This window comes from Roseomonas sp. FDAARGOS_362 (assembly GCF_002754815.1).
Classification (GTDB): Bacteria; Pseudomonadota; Alphaproteobacteria; order Acetobacterales; family Acetobacteraceae; genus Roseomonas; species Roseomonas mucosa.
Genome location: NZ_CP024582.1, coordinates 164,180 through 178,381 on the forward strand (window position 1 = coordinate 164,180; position 14,202 = coordinate 178,381).

Consider the following 14,202-nt stretch of genomic DNA (forward strand, 5'->3'; position numbering starts at 1 on the left):
CGGCCTATGATGGCCTCGCGGCCGGGTGCCCGTGGAAGGCAGAGCGATCCTGGAATTGCGGGTCGCTAGGCCGTCTCCCGCAACACATAGGTATAGAAGCGCACCTGCCCGTCCGGATCGGTTTCCCGGTAAAGGCCCTGGATCTCGTTCTCGAAGCCAGGAAAGCGGTTCGCCGCCCGCTCGAAGGCCTTCAGGTAGTCGATCATCGGCCGTGAAGCCTCGCCCAGCCTCTCGCCTGGAATGACCGTGGCGATCCCGGGTGGATAGACCAGCCAGAGCGTGACCGCGACACGGCCGAAGCACTCATCCAGCGGCACGTAGTCCACCCGGTTCCGCACCAGTTCGCGCACCGCCTCGTGCGGCGGCATCACCATCTCCGGGAAGTGCCCAGCCTGGAACTGCGCGGCCTGCAATCCGCTGACATCCTGGGCTCGGTAGAAGTCGTGCATCTCCGCGCAGAGCTCGCGCAGGCGCAGCCCGGCATAGCGCTTCGGCCGCCGTGCGACGAAGCCGGGGATGACCTCCTCCAGCGGCGCGTTCTGGTCGTGCAGCTTCTTGAAGGTGACCAGATGGGACAGCAACGTGCCTGCCTTGCTGCTCTCGCTGCCGGGCGTGAGCAGGAAAAGCAGGCTGTTCAGGTCGTTCTTCTCCGGCACGATGCGGTTCTGGCGCAGATACTCCGCCACCACCGGAGCCGGCACGCCATGCCGGGCATAGCCGCCATCGGTAAAGCCCGGCGTCAGCACCGTCAGCTTGTTCGGATCGGTCATCGCCCAGCCCGCCGGCACATCGCCGAAACCATGCCAGTCCTCGCCCGGGCGGAACTCCCAGTGCTCGGGATTGGCAGCCAACAGATCGGTCGGCACCTCCTCCCAGGGCGTGGGCACGCCATCCAGCCTCACGGTCTTCGGCACGAAGGGTTCAAAGAACCATCGGCGTGCCGGGTCCGCCTCCTTCTCCGCCATCTCGCGCGCGGTGAAACGCAGCTTCTTGCGCATCTCGATGCCGAGGCGGACGGTGTCGTCCCACAGCACCTCGCCGGAACGGCCCTTCATCATCTGCGCGCCCACGTCGAGCGAGGCGAAGAGCGGGTAGAAAGGGCTGGTCGAGGCGTGCAGCAGGTACATCTCGTTGAAGCGGCGGTGCCCGACGCGGCGCCGCTGCTCACCGAGATGGCTGTCCTTCACATGGATCTGCGAGGCCTGGGAGAAGCTGGCGAGCTGCTTGTGGGTGCTCTGCGTCACCAGGATGCCCGGCGCGTCGGGGCCCAGCTTCTCCAGCCCCATGCCGAAGCGGCCGCGGAAGAGCGGATGGAACTTCATGAAGCCCGCCCAGGCCTCGTCAAAGAGGATGTAGTCGCAGAGATGGCCGATGCGGTTCAGCACCTCCTCGGCGGAATAGATCGTGCCGTCATAGGTGCACTGCTCGATCACCGCGGCGCGGAAGGGGCGCGGCCGGCGCCAGGCCTCGGCATCGCTCACCAGCGGGTTGGTGCGGATCGCCTCGCGCAGCCGCTCCTCCGACAGCGCGCCCTTCAGCATCGGCCCGATCAGCCCATGCGGGTTGCGCGCCGTCTCCACGAAGATCGGCAGGGCGCCGCTGAGGAAGAGCGCGCCGTGATGCGCCGCCTTGTGGTTGTTGCGGTCGAACAGCACCAGGTCGCCCTCGGCCAGCAGGGCGTTCAGCGCGATCTTGTTGGAGGTGGAGGTGCCGTTCAGCACGAAGTAGGTACGCTCGGCCCCGAAGATCTTCGCCGCCTCGCGCTGCGCCTTCAGGGCCGGACCCTCATGCGTCAGCAGGTCGCCAAGTTGCAGCACGGAATTGTCGAGGTCGTCGCGGAACACCGCCTCGCCCAGATGCTCGACGAAGATCCGCCCGATCGGGCTGCGGCTGTAGAACATGCCGCCGTTGTGGCCAGGGCAGGTCCAGAGCTGGTTGCCCTGCTCGGCGTAATCGACCAGCGCCCCGAAGAAGGGGGTCTTCAGCGTCTCCGCATACTGCCGCAGCCGGGAAACGAGGTTCTTGGCGATGAATTCCGGCGTTTCCTCGGCCAGGAAGACGAAGCCGTCCACATCGTCCAGCACATCGACCGGGATGTCCTCCAGCCGCCGGCGGCGCACTAGCAGGAAGATCGGCACCTCCGTACCGCGCCGTCGGACCAGCGAGATCAGGGCCGCCGCCTTGCCCTGGAGGCCCTTCTTGCCCCAGTCCACCACAACGCAGCCGATCGCTGCATCGGTGCGGACCACCAGCTCGGCATCCTCGTCCCGCCGGGCCCGCAGCACGGCATACCCCATGCCCTCGATCTCGGTGAGGATCTGCCGCAGCCGGGCGCCCTCCAGATCGGCCTCGTCGAAAGCCGGGGCACAGACCAGGAACTTGAAACGACGGGCGTATTCCATCCGGATCTCCCTACAGGCGGCATGGCCGGCGGGCTGACCCTGATCATGCGCGCCCTGCCGGATCAAGCGGGTTGCCTATGACCCTTCCGTGAAATTGAAGCCTTCCCCAGCGCCTGTCAGCGGCCGTGCCGCGGGTGTTTCCTTCCGTCCGGCATGGGAGCGACATTGTCGGAAGGGCCCGCCGATCGCCGGCCGAACCCTCCGCGACCACGGTACGATCGCGCACGAAAATGCCGGCCCGGGCCAGTACCCGGGCCGACCAGGATCAACCCATGGTGGGCATCACGAATTCCGCGCCGGAGCGGAAGCCGCCCGAGGGCCAGCGGGTCGTGATGGTCTTGAGCTTCGTGTAGAAGCGCACGCCTTCCGGCCCGTGCATGTGGTGGTCGCCGAAGAGCGAGGCCTTCCAGCCGCCGAAGGAATGGAAGGCCATCGGCACCGGGATGGGCACGTTGATGCCGACCATGCCGACCTGGATGCCATGGGCGAATTCCCGCGCTGCCTCGCCGTCGCGGGTGAAGATCGAGGTGCCGTTGCCGAACTCATGCTCGTTGATGAGCTTCGCGGCGGCGGCGTAATCGCCCGCGCGCACCACCGAGAGGACAGGGCCGAAGATCTCCTCGCGGTAGATCGACATTTCCGGCGTCACATGGTCGAACAGCGTGCCGCCGATGAAGAAGCCGTCCTCGTAGCCCTGCATGCGGAAGTCGCGGCCATCGACCACCAGCGTCGCGCCCTCCTTCACGCCGGCATCGACATAGCCGCGCACCTTGTCGCGGTGCTGGCGCGTGACCAGCGGCCCCATCTCGGCATCGGCCTCGGTGCCCGGGCCGATCTTCAGGGCGCGGACCTTGGGCTCCAGCTTCGCGATCAGGGCCTCGGCCGTGCGCTCGCCGACCGGCACGGCCACGGAGATCGCCATGCAGCGCTCGCCGGCCGAGCCGTAGGCCGCGCCCATCAGCGCATCCACCGCCTGATCCATGTCGGCGTCCGGCAGGATGACCATGTGGTTCTTGGCGCCGCCCAGCGCCTGGCAGCGCTTGCCCGTCTTCGCGGCGGTCTCGTAGATGTAGCGCGCGATGGGCGTCGAGCCGACGAAGCTCACCGCGCTGATGCCGGGATGCTGCAGCAGCGCATCCACCGCCTCCTTGTCGCCCTGCACCACGCTGAACACGCCCGGCGGCAGCCCGGCCTCGGCGAGAAGCTCCGCCAGGATCAGGCTGGTCGAAGGGTCACGCTCGGAGGGCTTGAGGATGAAGCAGTTGCCGCAGGCCAGGGCGACCGGGAACATCCACATCGGCACCATGGCCGGGAAGTTGAAGGGCGTGATGCCCGCGACCACGCCCAGCGGCTGGCGCAGGGAGTGGCTGTCGATGCGGGTGCCGACATTCTCCGTCACCTCGCCCTTCAGCAGCTGGGGCGCGGCGGTGGCGAACTCCACGACCTCGATGCCGCGCGTCAGCTCACCCTTGGCATCGGAGAGAACCTTGCCGTGCTCGGCGGTGATCGCGGCGGCGATGCGGTCCGCATCGCGCTCCAGCAGGGCCAGGAACCTGTTCAGGATACGGGCGCGGCGCAGCGGCGGAGTGGCGGCCCAGGCCGGGAAGGCCTTCAGCGCCGCCTGCACCGCGGCATCGACGTCGCGGGCGCTGGCCAGCGGGACCTCCCCCGTCTGCTCGCCGGTGGCGGGGTTGTAGACCGGGGCCGTGCGGCCGCCGCGGCCCTCGAAGCTCTCGCCGCCGATGAAATGCGGAATCCAGGTGGCCATGCGTCTCGTCTCCCATTCTCCCGGCGGAACGGCGTGGCGCCACCGGCGCATCCTGCGATAAGGCTCGACCGAACGCACATCAATGGGCAGAATTGCACCCTCGATGTGCGGGAATTGATGTCACCCCATGAACTGGGACCGTGTCCGGATTTTCCTGGCCGTGGCACGCGCGGGGCAGATCCTGGCCGCCGCCCGGGAGCTGAAGCTGAACCATGCCACCGTGGGCCGGCAGATCTCCGCCCTGGAGCGCGAGATCGGGGCCAAGCTTCTGGACCGCCGGAACCAGGGCTGCGTGCTGACCAGTGCCGGTGAGGCCCTGCTCGCCACGGCGGAGCGGGCGGAGTCCGAGTTCCTGCGGCTGGGCTCCCAGTTGAACAGCATGGAAGGGGCCGTCAGCGGCACCGTCCGCATCGGGGCGCCGGACGGTCTCGGCAACTACGTGCTGGCGGGGCAGTTGGCCGGGCTGGCGGAACAGAATCCCGGCCTGGTCATCCAGCTTGTGCCCCTGCCCCGCACCTTCTCCCTGTCGCGGCGCGAGGCGGACCTGGCGATCACACTGGAGCGCCCCGAGCAGGGCCGGCTGATCGTCACCAAGCTCACCGACTACACCCTCAGCGTCTATGCCTCGGAAGCCTATCTCGCACGCACCGGACCGATCGCCCGGCCGGCGGAACTGTCGGGCCGCCTCTTCGTCACGAATGTCGAGGACTACGTATACAGCCGCGCCCTGGATTACGCCGCCGCCCTGCGCCGCGTGATCGGGGCGCGCTACGAATGCGGCAGCGTGGTGGCCCAGATGGAAGCCGTCCGGGCTGGCCATGGCGTCGGCATCCTGCACGACTATGCCGCCGGTTCCTTCCCCGAGCTGCGGCGTGTCCTTCCGGAGATACGCTTCCTGCGGAGCTACTGGCTGATCTCCCATCCCGACACGCATGACACGCAGCGGGTCCAGCTCACCCGCCGGCATATCCTTTCGGGCATCCGGGCCGAGGCCGCGCGGTTCGTGCAGCCGGGCTCGTCCGCCGCTCTGACTCAGGAGCAAGCCTGCTGACCCGGGAGAAGGCACCACGCCCGATCCCTTCCCCCGTTGCTGCGATCTGCTCTAGAGCCTGGGTCCGTCCCAACCGCCACGGAAAGCCTGATGCCCATCGGATCCATGTACGAGATGCCCGGCCACCTGATCCGGCGGGCGCATCAGATCTCGGGCGCCATCTTCACGGCGCGGCTGGCAGGCTTCGACATCACCTCGGTGCAGTATGCCGCGATGGTGGCGATTGCCTCCCAGCCAGGGATCGACGCGACGCGGCTTTCGGACCTGATCGCCTTTGACCGGGCGACACTCGGCGGCGTGCTCGACCGGCTGGAGGCCAAGGGCCTCATCGCGCGCCAGCCGTCGCGCCAGGACAGGCGCGTCAAGACCATCACCCTGACCGTGGATGGAAGCGCCCTGCTGGAAACCGTGAAGGACCGGGTGCTGGCCGCCCAGGTGGAGATGATGCATTCCCTTTCGGAAGCGGAACAGGATCAGTTCATCGCGCTGCTCAAGAAATTCGTGGGGCGGGTCCCGGAAGAAGATTGACAGCATACATACTTTATGTGTTCATCCTTTCTATGGGGTTAAGCCATACGGAAGGGCGTGACGGGCCCGCTCTGCCGATGCCACTCGCATCCGGCGCCGCTCGTCCCCCCGCCGAAGCTGGCAATCCAGGGAGGAGTGAGCATGCAGTTCCATCTCAATGGCTTCCACGCGGGCGATCCGGAAGCTGCCAGGATCGATCCCCCTGTCCCCGGTGCCACGCCGGCGCCGTTGCCCGGGACGACCGATGTCCTGATCGTCGGCTGCGGCCCGGCCGGCCTGACGCTGGCGGCGCAGCTGGCGGCCTTCCCGGGGATCTCGACGCGCATCGTGGAGCAGAAGGCAGGTCCGCTGATGCTGGGCCAGGCCGATGGCATCGCCTGCCGCACGATGGAGATGTTCAACGCCTTCGGCTTCGCCGAGCGTGTGCTGCGCGAGGCGTACTGGGTCAACGAGCTGGTGTTCTGGAAGCCGGACAGCACCCGGCGCGACGCCATCTATCGCAGCGACCGCATCCGGGATACGGAGGAGGGGCTTTCGGAGTTCCCGCACGTCATCCTCAACCAGGCCAGGGTGCATGACTTCTACCTGGAGACGATGCGGCGCGGCGCCTCGCCCATCGTGCCGGACTACCACCGCCGCCTCGCCAGCCTGGAGGTCTCGACGGAGCCGGATGTTTCCCACCCCGTGACGGCCCGCTTCGAGCGCCTCGATCCCGGGCATGAGGGAGAGGTGGAGGCCATCCGGGCCCGCTACGCGGTCGGCTGCGACGGCGCCCGCAGCGCCGTGCGGCGCGAGATCGGCCTCAGCCTGGAAGGCGCCTCCGCCAACCAGGCCTGGGGCGTGATGGACGTGCTCGCGGTCACCGACTTTCCCGATATCCGCCTGAAATGCGTGATCCATTCGGCGGCGGGGAACATGGTGATCATCCCCCGCGAGGGCGGCTATCTCGTGCGGCTCTATATCGAGATGGACAAGCTCGCCGAGAACGAGCGTGTCGCCAGTCGCCAGATCACCGTCGATCACCTGATCGCGGCCGCGCGGCGCATCCTCAGTCCTTATACGCTGGAGGTTAAGGAGGTGGCCTGGTGGTCCGTCTATGAGATCGGCCAGCGCCTGTGCGGCCGCTTCGACGATGTGCCAACGGCGGCGAAGGCCACGCGCCCACCCCGCGTCTTCATCGCCGGCGATGCCTGCCATACGCACAGCCCCAAGGCCGGGCAGGGCATGAACGTTTCCATGCAGGATGCCTTCAACCTCGGCTGGAAGCTGGCCGCGGTACTGCGGGGGCAGGTCGATCCCGCGCTGCTCGCCACCTATTCAGTGGAACGCCACGCCGTGGCGGAAGAACTGATCGCCTTCGACCGGAAGCTGGCCCGGATGCTGTCCCTGCCGCCCAAGGACCCCCACGACCCGGACAGCGAAGGCGTCGATCCGGCCGAGTTCCAGGCATATTTCGTGCAGCAGGGCCGCTTCACGGCTGGCACGGCGATGCGCTACGCGCCTTCGGCGATCACCGGGGCGGCGACGCACCAGCATCTCGCGGAAGGCTTCGCCATCGGCATGCGCTTCCACTCCGCGCCGGTCATCCGCCTGGCGGATGCCAAGCCGATGCATCTGGGCCACACGGTGCAGGCCGATGGCCGCTGGCGCCTCTTCGCCTTCGCGGCGGCGGAGGACCCGGCGGCCCCGTCATCCCGCATCCAGGCGCTTTGCCGGTTCCTGGAAGGGGACGCGGCCTCGCCGATCCGGCGCCATACCCCGGAGGGAGAGGACATCGACGCGGTGATCGACCTGCGGGCGATCTTCCAGCAGCCGCACCGCGAGCTGGCCTTCGGCGCCATGCCCGCCCTGCTGCGCCCGGCGAAAGGGCGCCATGGCCTCGTGGACCACGAGAAGATGTTCTGCCCGGTGGTGGCGAATGGCCAGGATATCTTCGACCTTCGCGGGATCGACCGCGGGCATGGGTGCGTGGTGATCGTCAGGCCGGACCAGCACGTGGCGCATGTCCTGTCCCTGGAGGACCATGCGGGGATCGCCGACTTCTTCAGTGCCTTCATGCTGAACGGCCAGCAGGCGGTGCCGCGCCGGGATGGTGCAAGCAAGGCGCCGCTGGGCTTCAGCCAGCAGCCGGCGCTGTAACCGCGGGTCAGGGCCGGGACGCCCGGAGGGGAGGAGACACCGTGGCCATGCTCGTCGTGGCCGCAACCGCCGCAATGCCCACAGCGTGACCAAGGGCGGGCGGGGTATCGGCCGGCGTGCCCTTCTCCGGACCCGGTGCCGGATGTAGGCTTTCCGGAAGCCGATGGACCGCACTGTGGAGGCTTCCATGTCCGATCCCACGATCCGCCTGACCGAACTCGCCCATGGCGGCGGCTGCGGCTGCAAGCTCGCCCCGGCGGTGCTGCGGGAGCTCCTGTCCGAACAGCCCATGGCCGGTCCCTTCCGGCAGTTGCTGGTCGGGACCGAGACCTCGGACGATGCCGCCGTCTGGCAGGTGAACGAGGATCTGGCGGTGATCGCCACCACCGACTTCTTCATGCCGATGGTGGACAACCCGGAAGATTTCGGGCGGATCGCCGCCACCAACGCCCTGTCGGATATCTATGCGATGGGCGGCCAGCCGATCATGGCCCTGGCCATCCTGGGCATGCCGATCAACAAGCTGGAACCGGCGGTGATCCGGCGGATCCTGGCGGGTGGCGCCTCGGTCTGCGCCGAGGCCGGAATTCCCGTGGCCGGTGGCCATTCCATTGACGCGCCGGAGCCGATCTACGGGCTGGCGGTGATCGGCCTCTGCCATCCCGCCCAGGTGCGCCGCAATGCCGGAGCCCAGCCGGGCGATGCGCTGATCCTGACCAAGGGGTTGGGCGTTGGCATCTATTCCGCCGCCATCAAGAAGGGCGCCCTGCCGGACGGGGCCTATGCCGAGATGCTGGCCTCCACCACCCTGCTGAACCGGGTCGGCGCGGAACTGGCCAAGGACCCCGCCGTGCATGGCATCACCGATGTCACCGGCTTCGGCATCCTGGGGCACGCGCTGGAGATGGCGCAGGGTTCCGGCCTTTGCCTGACCCTGCGGCTCGATGACCTGCCCTGGCTGTCCCACGCCGCCGCGCTGGCCGAGCGCGGCTTCATCACCGGCGCCTCCGACCGCAACTGGGCCAGCTATGGCGACAGGATCGCGCTGCCGGCCGGCCTGCCGGACTGGCGGCGTCGGCTGCTGGCCGATCCGCAAACCTCGGGCGGGCTGCTCGTCGCCTGCGTGGAGACGGAAGCGGCCCGCATCCTGTCCGGCATCCGGGAGGCGGGCTATCCTGCCGCTCGCATCGTCGGCCGTGCCGAGCCGGGCGAGGCGCGGGTGGCGGTCGCCTGACGGATGCCGGTGTCTTTCATGCATGCCTGGGCAAACCCGGCGGACCGCCACACGCTTTCCTGTCAGCGGTGAAGGAATCCAAAGGGATCGTGTGGCGGCCGGGATGGCACGGCCGGTCCCCCCTCCATGGGAGAATGACGATGCGTTCAGGAGCGTTCTGGATCGCCGGGAGCCTGATCCTTGGCCTCGGCACGGCGGCCATGGCCCAGCAGAGCGGCACACCGCCCTCGAAGCAGAGCCTGGACAGCAACGCGGGCTGCCAGGGTGCGACCGAATCCCAGCCGGCAACGCAGCCCGCCAGGGGCAGGAGCGACAGCACCGCCCCTGGCAATGCGGGCAATACAGGCTGGAGCGGCGGGACCGGCGGCTCTTTTATCGGCACCCAGTCCAGCGGAAAGACGCCGCAGTCACGCACCTGGCAACCAGTGACGGCCCGGGGCCTCGATCCGATCAGCGCACCGAAGAAAGCCGCGCCGAACTGCTGACCGGTTCAGTCCACCCGGCCCGGGATCTGTCGGCCGGGTGGGACGGATGCCCCCTGCCCGGCTGCGTCAGGCCGGGTCCAGCCACAGCCGCAGGCCCTCGGCGTTGAAGAATTCGCCCTCGCGGATCAGGCCACGGTCCTCATGGAGGCCGCGTGTCAGGGAAGCGAGGCGGGCCTTGGCCTCCCGGTCCTCGACCAGCCCTTCCCGCCCGGCCCGGAAGAAGACCACCGCCTCCCATGGCACCCGGGCGCCGGCGAAAAGCGAGACCATATCCGGCCAGCGCGTCTCGTCCCCCACGACGTGGAGATAGGCCGAGCGGAGAGGTTCCACGGTGCTCTCGGCGATCCGCAGCAACACGAAGAGCATGGTGAAGGAACCGGCCTCGCCATAGGTGGCGATCAGCCAATCGTCGAAATCCGTCTCGGCAGGCGTGGTCATCGCGGGCGGGTCATCCGTGGTCCTGGGCCAGTCGGGCAGGCTGGGAATCGGGCCCGGTCGCGGCATAAGTCCGGAACAGGTCGTTCCTGTGGGGATTGATGCGGCGCAAATCGCCCCGGCGCAGGGTCACTCCATGGCGATCCAGGAAGTCCAGGATCTGGATGGCGACCTTCCGGCCGTTGTCCATCCGGTCGCGGAAGGCCGCGGCGGTGATGGTTCCGTCAGGCAAGCGGGCGGCGACATCGTGCGCGATCTCAACCATCTCGGCGGTCGTGGCGCGCAGGAAGAAGTGGTCATGGGCGACCTGATCCACCCGGCCGAGCCGCGCGCAGAGCTTCAGCAGGCGCCGGATCTCCACCTCCTCCGCGCCGACCATTGGAACAAGATCCCGTACCCTCGGCGGGCGGAAACGGTTGGTGCCGCCGATCAGGGGGGCGATGCGGGCGAAGAGGTCCTCGTCCTCCAGTCCCAGGCGCACCTCATGGCCAGGAAGGCGGAGGAAGGCACCCTCCAGCACCAGCCGCCCAGCCCTGGCTTCCTCTTCCAGGATGGCCCGGAAGACGGGCACCGGCAGCCGGGGCTGCAGGAGCATCCGCAGCTGCTCGCGGCCGGTTCCCTGGAGGTCGGGATTCTCCTCATGGAAGCGTGCCAGTTCGGCCAGCAGCGAGGCCTGGAAGACCTGCCACCGGTCCTGGTCCATCACGACATGGAGATCGCCGGTCTTGATGCCGATCAGTTCCGGCAGAGCGGCTAGCGCCTCGCGCTCAGCGGTGGAAAGGGCGCGATCCCTTGCGAAGTCGGACAGTTCCACATGAAACGGCGGCAAGGCGAGCAGTTGCCGGAGCGCCTCGGCCGGTTCCGCCTGCGCCGCGGCATCGAGTTGCTCCAGCCGCTCGGCCGTCCGCCTCTTGCGCGTGGGGCCCCGCAGATCGAGGAAGCGCCCTCCCCCGATCGTCCGCTGCGCCGAGGCATCGCGCAGGATGAAGCGGTCGCCCACTGCGGCGGCGATGGGCCGCTCCAGCACGAGCTGGACCCGGCCCTGGCCGCCGGGAGGGATGGCACCCTCCAGGGGCACGAGGCGAACCCCCACCTCCGCGCTCGCATGGTGCAGCCGGGCCGTGAGCAGGTTGCCGACCGGCTTCGGCTCGCTGTCCAGAAGCCGCAGCCGGGCGTCGATCCGGGCCGTGGGGGCATGCAGGGCCGGGTCCAGGATCATGTCGCCGCGCGAGACGGCATCCCTGGAGATCCCCTCCCCGGTCAGGTTCAGGGCGCAGCGCTGTCCCGCCACGCCGCGTTCGGCGGGCCGGTTCTGGGCATGGACGGAGCGTATCCGGGCCGGCAGGCCGACAGGGCTGACCATGACCGTATCGCCCACCGCCACGGCGCCCGAGAGGACCGTTCCCGTCACCACCGTCCCGGTCCCCGCCAGGACGAAGCTGCGGTCCACCGCCAAGCGGAAGGCCCCGGCTTCCCCACGCGACGCCGTGTCCGCCGCCGCCTGCCAGAGCATGTCCCGGAGGCTGTCCAGCCCCTCGCCGGTCACCGTGGAAACCGGCAGGATCTCCGCCCCCGCCAGACCGGTCGGCGCCAGAACGGCGCGGATCTCCGCCGTCACGGCATCCCGCCGCGCCGGGTCCGCCAGATCCGCCTTGCTGAGTGCGACCACCCCCCGCCGCAGGCCCAGCAGGTCCAGGATGGCCAGATGCTCCAGCGTCTGGGGCATCGGCCCGTCATCGGCGGCCACCACCAGCAGGGCGAAGTCGATCCCGCTCGCGCCGGCCAGCATGGTGTGGACGAAGCGCTCATGGCCCGGGACATCGACGAAGCCGATGCTGCGTCCGGCCTCCGCCAGATAGGCGAAGCCGAGCTCGATGGTGATGCCCCGGGCCTTCTCCTCCTTGAGGCGGTCGGTCTCCACCCCGGTCAGGGCCCGCACGAGGGCGGTCTTGCCGTGATCGATATGGCCGGCGGTTCCGACGATCATGCCACGCCCCCGCTGACTGGCGGCAGCGGCTCGGAGGAGCGGGCCAGGGCCAGGGAAAGCTCCGCTGGTGTCAGGGAGGCGCGGACGGCAGTCAGGAAGGGCCTCGCCAGGTCGCTGCCGCCGCGCGTGGCCCGGAGCAGCCAGGCCATGGCCGCCACGCGGTCCGGTGCGATGCCGGTCCCCAGATGCAGGGCGGCGCCGAGCATGGCCTGCCCATCCGCATCGCCCCGGATCGCCGCGCTGTGCCACCAGCGCGCGGCCTCCGCCACGTCGCGCTCCACACCCTGGGCATTGTGGTGGAACATGCCGAGCCGGGTCATAGCGGGGGCGATGCCCACCCCGGCGGCCGCCAGCGCCCAGCGGCGCGCTTCGGCGAGGTCCATGGCGACCCCGTCCTGCCCCTCCAGCAACATCCGGCTCCAGATATCCTGGGCGATGGGATCACCGCCTTCCGCCGCCGCCCGGTAAAGCCCGGTCGCCCGGGCGGGATCAGCCTCCACCCCCTCGGCACCCTGTCGCAGAAGCGTTGCGAGTTCGCGCTGTGCCCGGGCATGGCCTCCGGCCGCGGCCAGGGCGAGCCATTTCTCCGCCAGCGGCGGATCGGCCGGGATGCCGAGGCCCCGCAGGAAACAGAGACCGATCCCCGCCTGCGCCTCCACGGCGCCGGCCCTGGCCAGGGGTTCCCAGAGCCCCAGGGCCGTCGCGTACTCGCCCCGGGAGAAAGCGGCCTGGGCTTCGGCCAGCGGATCGGGAGCAGGCGGCGTGCCGGGACGCCGCAGACGCTCAAGCCAGCGCATCGGTGGGCATGGCGGCGAGGCTGGCCAGGAAGCCGGGCTCGTCCTCCAGGGTCCGGAGGTCGAGCACCAGGGCACCGTCGCGCAGATAGCCGATCACCGGCCGCGGCAGGTCGCGCAGGGCGGCGGCGAGCCGGTCCAGCCCTACCCCATCCGGTGCGGCCAACCGCAGCCCGGCGCTGGGGATGGTTTCCGCCGGCAGCGCGCCGGAACCGATCTGGCTGCGGCAGGAACAGGGTTCGGCGGTGAAGCCGGGCGGCAGCAGCCCCGACAGAGCCGGGAGCAGGCGCTGGGCCAGGGCCTCGATCTCCGCCAGGGGGCGCGCCAGGAAGCGCAGGGTCGGCAGGCGTTCGATCAGGCGGTCGGGGTCGCGGTACAGCTTCAGCGTCGCCGCCAGGGCCGCGAGGCGAATCTTGTCCAGGCGCAGCGACCGCTTCATCGGGTTGCGGTTGATCGCGGCGATCAGGTCCCGGCGTCCGACGATGAACCCCGCCTGCGGCCCGCCCAGCAGCTTGTCGCCGGAGAAGGTGACGATGTCCGCGCCCTCGGCCACCGCCTCCCGGACCGTCGGTTCCTTCGCGAGGCCGAGGCGCGACAGGTCCACCAGCGTGCCCGAGCCAAGGTCGTTCAGCATCGGCACCCCGGCCGCCCGGGCGATGCCGGCGAGCTCCGCACCCGGTACCGCCTTGGTGAAGCCTTCGATCCGGTAGTTGGAGGGGTGCACCTTGAGGATCAGCCCGATCTCGGGCGAGAGCGCATCCTCGTAGTCCCGGGCATGGGTGCGGTTGGTGGTGCCGACCTCCACCAGCCGCACCCCGGAGCGGGCCATGATGTCGGGCATGCGAAAGGCGCCGCCGATCTCGATCAGCTCCCCGCGCGAGACCAGGGCTCCTCGCCCGGCGCCGAGGGTGTTCAGGGTGATCAGCACGGCGGCGGCGTTGTTGTTGACGACCGTAGCGTCTTCCGCGCCGGTCAGTTCGCGCAGCAGGTCCCGGAGATGATCGTCACGCTCGCCACGCCGCCCCGTGCCGAGGTCGAATTCCAGCGCCACCGCGTCCCGCATGGCCGCCACCGCGGCCTCGATCGCTGCCTCGGCCAGGAGGGCGCGGCCGAGATTGGTGTGCAGCACCGTGCCCGTCAGGTTGAAGAGCGGCCGCAGGTTGGAGCGGTCCCGCACGGCGAGGCGGGCTTCCGCCAGGGCCAGCACCGCGGCAGCGTCGGGTACATCCGGTGCCGGCGGGTCCCGCCGCAGGCCAGCCAGCGCCGCGCGCACCGCTTCCGTGACCTCGGCCCGGCCGAAACGCGCGATGGCCGCCCCGGCCAGGGAAAGGACGCGATCCACCGAGGGGAGCGCCCGCAACGCCGCCTTGCCGGACATG

Annotated in this window: 11 protein-coding genes; 5 read left to right on the plus strand and 6 right to left on the minus strand. The window is 69.5% G+C overall.

All coding sequences use genetic code 11. The features are described 5' to 3' along the window. Nucleotides 1-65: 65 nt before the first annotated feature. Both CTJ15_RS00745 and CTJ15_RS00750 read right to left on the minus strand, forming a co-directional pair. Nucleotides 66-2,402, minus strand: a complete 2,337-nt coding sequence (locus tag CTJ15_RS00745; RefSeq protein ID WP_075821998.1) for an Orn/Lys/Arg decarboxylase N-terminal domain-containing protein — start codon at nucleotides 2,400-2,402, stop codon at nucleotides 66-68. Nucleotides 2,403-2,667: 265 nt separating this feature from the next. Continuing rightward, nucleotides 2,668-4,170 carry a CoA-acylating methylmalonate-semialdehyde dehydrogenase gene (locus CTJ15_RS00750; RefSeq protein ID WP_019462827.1) on the minus strand — a complete coding sequence of 501 codons (1,503 nt, stop codon included), beginning with the start codon at nucleotides 4,168-4,170 and terminating at the stop codon, nucleotides 2,668-2,670. A gap of 127 nt (nucleotides 4,171-4,297) precedes the next feature. On the opposite strand from CTJ15_RS00750, the gene CTJ15_RS00755 reads away from it, so the two are divergent. The 5 genes from CTJ15_RS00755 (at nucleotide 4,298) to CTJ15_RS23660 (ending at nucleotide 9,607) form a co-directional block, all read left to right on the plus strand. Further along, a complete protein-coding gene (locus tag CTJ15_RS00755; RefSeq protein ID WP_019462828.1) occupies nucleotides 4,298-5,221 on the plus strand; it encodes a LysR family transcriptional regulator in 924 nt (307 codons plus the stop codon). Between the two features lie 90 nt (nucleotides 5,222-5,311). Next, nucleotides 5,312-5,749 (plus strand): MarR family winged helix-turn-helix transcriptional regulator, encoded by a 438-nt coding sequence (locus CTJ15_RS00760; protein WP_099780854.1) that lies wholly within the window; start codon nucleotides 5,312-5,314, stop codon nucleotides 5,747-5,749. Nucleotides 5,750-5,890: 141 nt separating this feature from the next. Further along, nucleotides 5,891-7,888, plus strand: coding sequence for an FAD-binding monooxygenase (locus CTJ15_RS00765; RefSeq protein WP_099780855.1), 1,998 nt, complete (start codon nucleotides 5,891-5,893; stop codon nucleotides 7,886-7,888). A 187-nt stretch (nucleotides 7,889-8,075) separates the two neighbouring features. Continuing rightward, nucleotides 8,076-9,122: a selenide, water dikinase SelD gene (gene selD, locus CTJ15_RS00770; protein WP_099780916.1), complete on the plus strand. Its 1,047-nt coding sequence runs from the start codon at nucleotides 8,076-8,078 to the stop codon at nucleotides 9,120-9,122. A gap of 140 nt (nucleotides 9,123-9,262) precedes the next feature. Next, nucleotides 9,263-9,607, plus strand: coding sequence for a hypothetical protein (locus tag CTJ15_RS23660; protein ID WP_126281721.1), 345 nt, complete (start codon nucleotides 9,263-9,265; stop codon nucleotides 9,605-9,607). 66 nt (nucleotides 9,608-9,673) lie between these two features. On the opposite strand, the gene CTJ15_RS00775 is transcribed toward CTJ15_RS23660, so the two are convergent. From CTJ15_RS00775 to selA, 4 genes are read right to left on the minus strand one after another with little or no spacing between them, the layout of a single operon-like run. Continuing rightward, complete coding sequence (locus tag CTJ15_RS00775) at nucleotides 9,674-10,045, minus strand: hypothetical protein (RefSeq protein WP_099780856.1); 372 nt, start codon at nucleotides 10,043-10,045, stop codon at nucleotides 9,674-9,676. Between the two features lie 10 nt (nucleotides 10,046-10,055). After that, nucleotides 10,056-12,029, minus strand: a complete 1,974-nt coding sequence (gene selB / locus CTJ15_RS00780; RefSeq protein ID WP_075822002.1) for a selenocysteine-specific translation elongation factor — start codon at nucleotides 12,027-12,029, stop codon at nucleotides 10,056-10,058. Further along, the gene (locus CTJ15_RS00785; protein ID WP_075822003.1) at nucleotides 12,026-12,826 is read right to left on the minus strand and encodes a tetratricopeptide repeat protein; all 801 of its coding nucleotides are present in this window, start codon (nucleotides 12,824-12,826) and stop codon (nucleotides 12,026-12,028) included. Before CTJ15_RS00785 ends, selB begins: the two co-directional genes overlap by 4 nt. Further along, the gene (gene selA, locus CTJ15_RS00790; protein WP_099780857.1) at nucleotides 12,813-14,201 is read right to left on the minus strand and encodes an L-seryl-tRNA(Sec) selenium transferase; all 1,389 of its coding nucleotides are present in this window, start codon (nucleotides 14,199-14,201) and stop codon (nucleotides 12,813-12,815) included. The genes CTJ15_RS00785 and selA overlap by 14 nt, the downstream gene beginning before the upstream one ends. Nucleotide 14,202 lies beyond the last annotated feature (1 nt).

Bases quoted from the DNA above. Each gene is read 5' to 3' on its own strand.
- selA (WP_099780857.1), bottom strand. From the start codon at position 14,201: ATGTCCGGCAAGGCGGCGTTGCGGGCGCTCCCCTCGGTGGATCGCGTC.
- CTJ15_RS23660 (WP_126281721.1), top strand. From the start codon at position 9,263: ATGCGTTCAGGAGCGTTCTGGATCGCCGGGAGCCTGATCCTTGGCCTC.
- CTJ15_RS00785 (WP_075822003.1), bottom strand. From the start codon at position 12,826: ATGCGCTGGCTTGAGCGTCTGCGGCGTCCCGGCACGCCGCCTGCTCCC.
- CTJ15_RS00765 (WP_099780855.1), top strand. From the start codon at position 5,891: ATGCAGTTCCATCTCAATGGCTTCCACGCGGGCGATCCGGAAGCTGCC.
- CTJ15_RS00755 (WP_019462828.1), top strand. From the start codon at position 4,298: ATGAACTGGGACCGTGTCCGGATTTTCCTGGCCGTGGCACGCGCGGGG.
- selD (WP_099780916.1), top strand. From the start codon at position 8,076: ATGTCCGATCCCACGATCCGCCTGACCGAACTCGCCCATGGCGGCGGC.
- CTJ15_RS00745 (WP_075821998.1), bottom strand. From the start codon at position 2,402: ATGGAATACGCCCGTCGTTTCAAGTTCCTGGTCTGTGCCCCGGCTTTC.
- selB (WP_075822002.1), bottom strand. From the start codon at position 12,029: ATGATCGTCGGAACCGCCGGCCATATCGATCACGGCAAGACCGCCCTC.
- CTJ15_RS00775 (WP_099780856.1), bottom strand. From the start codon at position 10,045: ATGACCACGCCTGCCGAGACGGATTTCGACGATTGGCTGATCGCCACC.
- CTJ15_RS00750 (WP_019462827.1), bottom strand. From the start codon at position 4,170: ATGGCCACCTGGATTCCGCATTTCATCGGCGGCGAGAGCTTCGAGGGC.
- CTJ15_RS00760 (WP_099780854.1), top strand. From the start codon at position 5,312: ATGCCCATCGGATCCATGTACGAGATGCCCGGCCACCTGATCCGGCGG.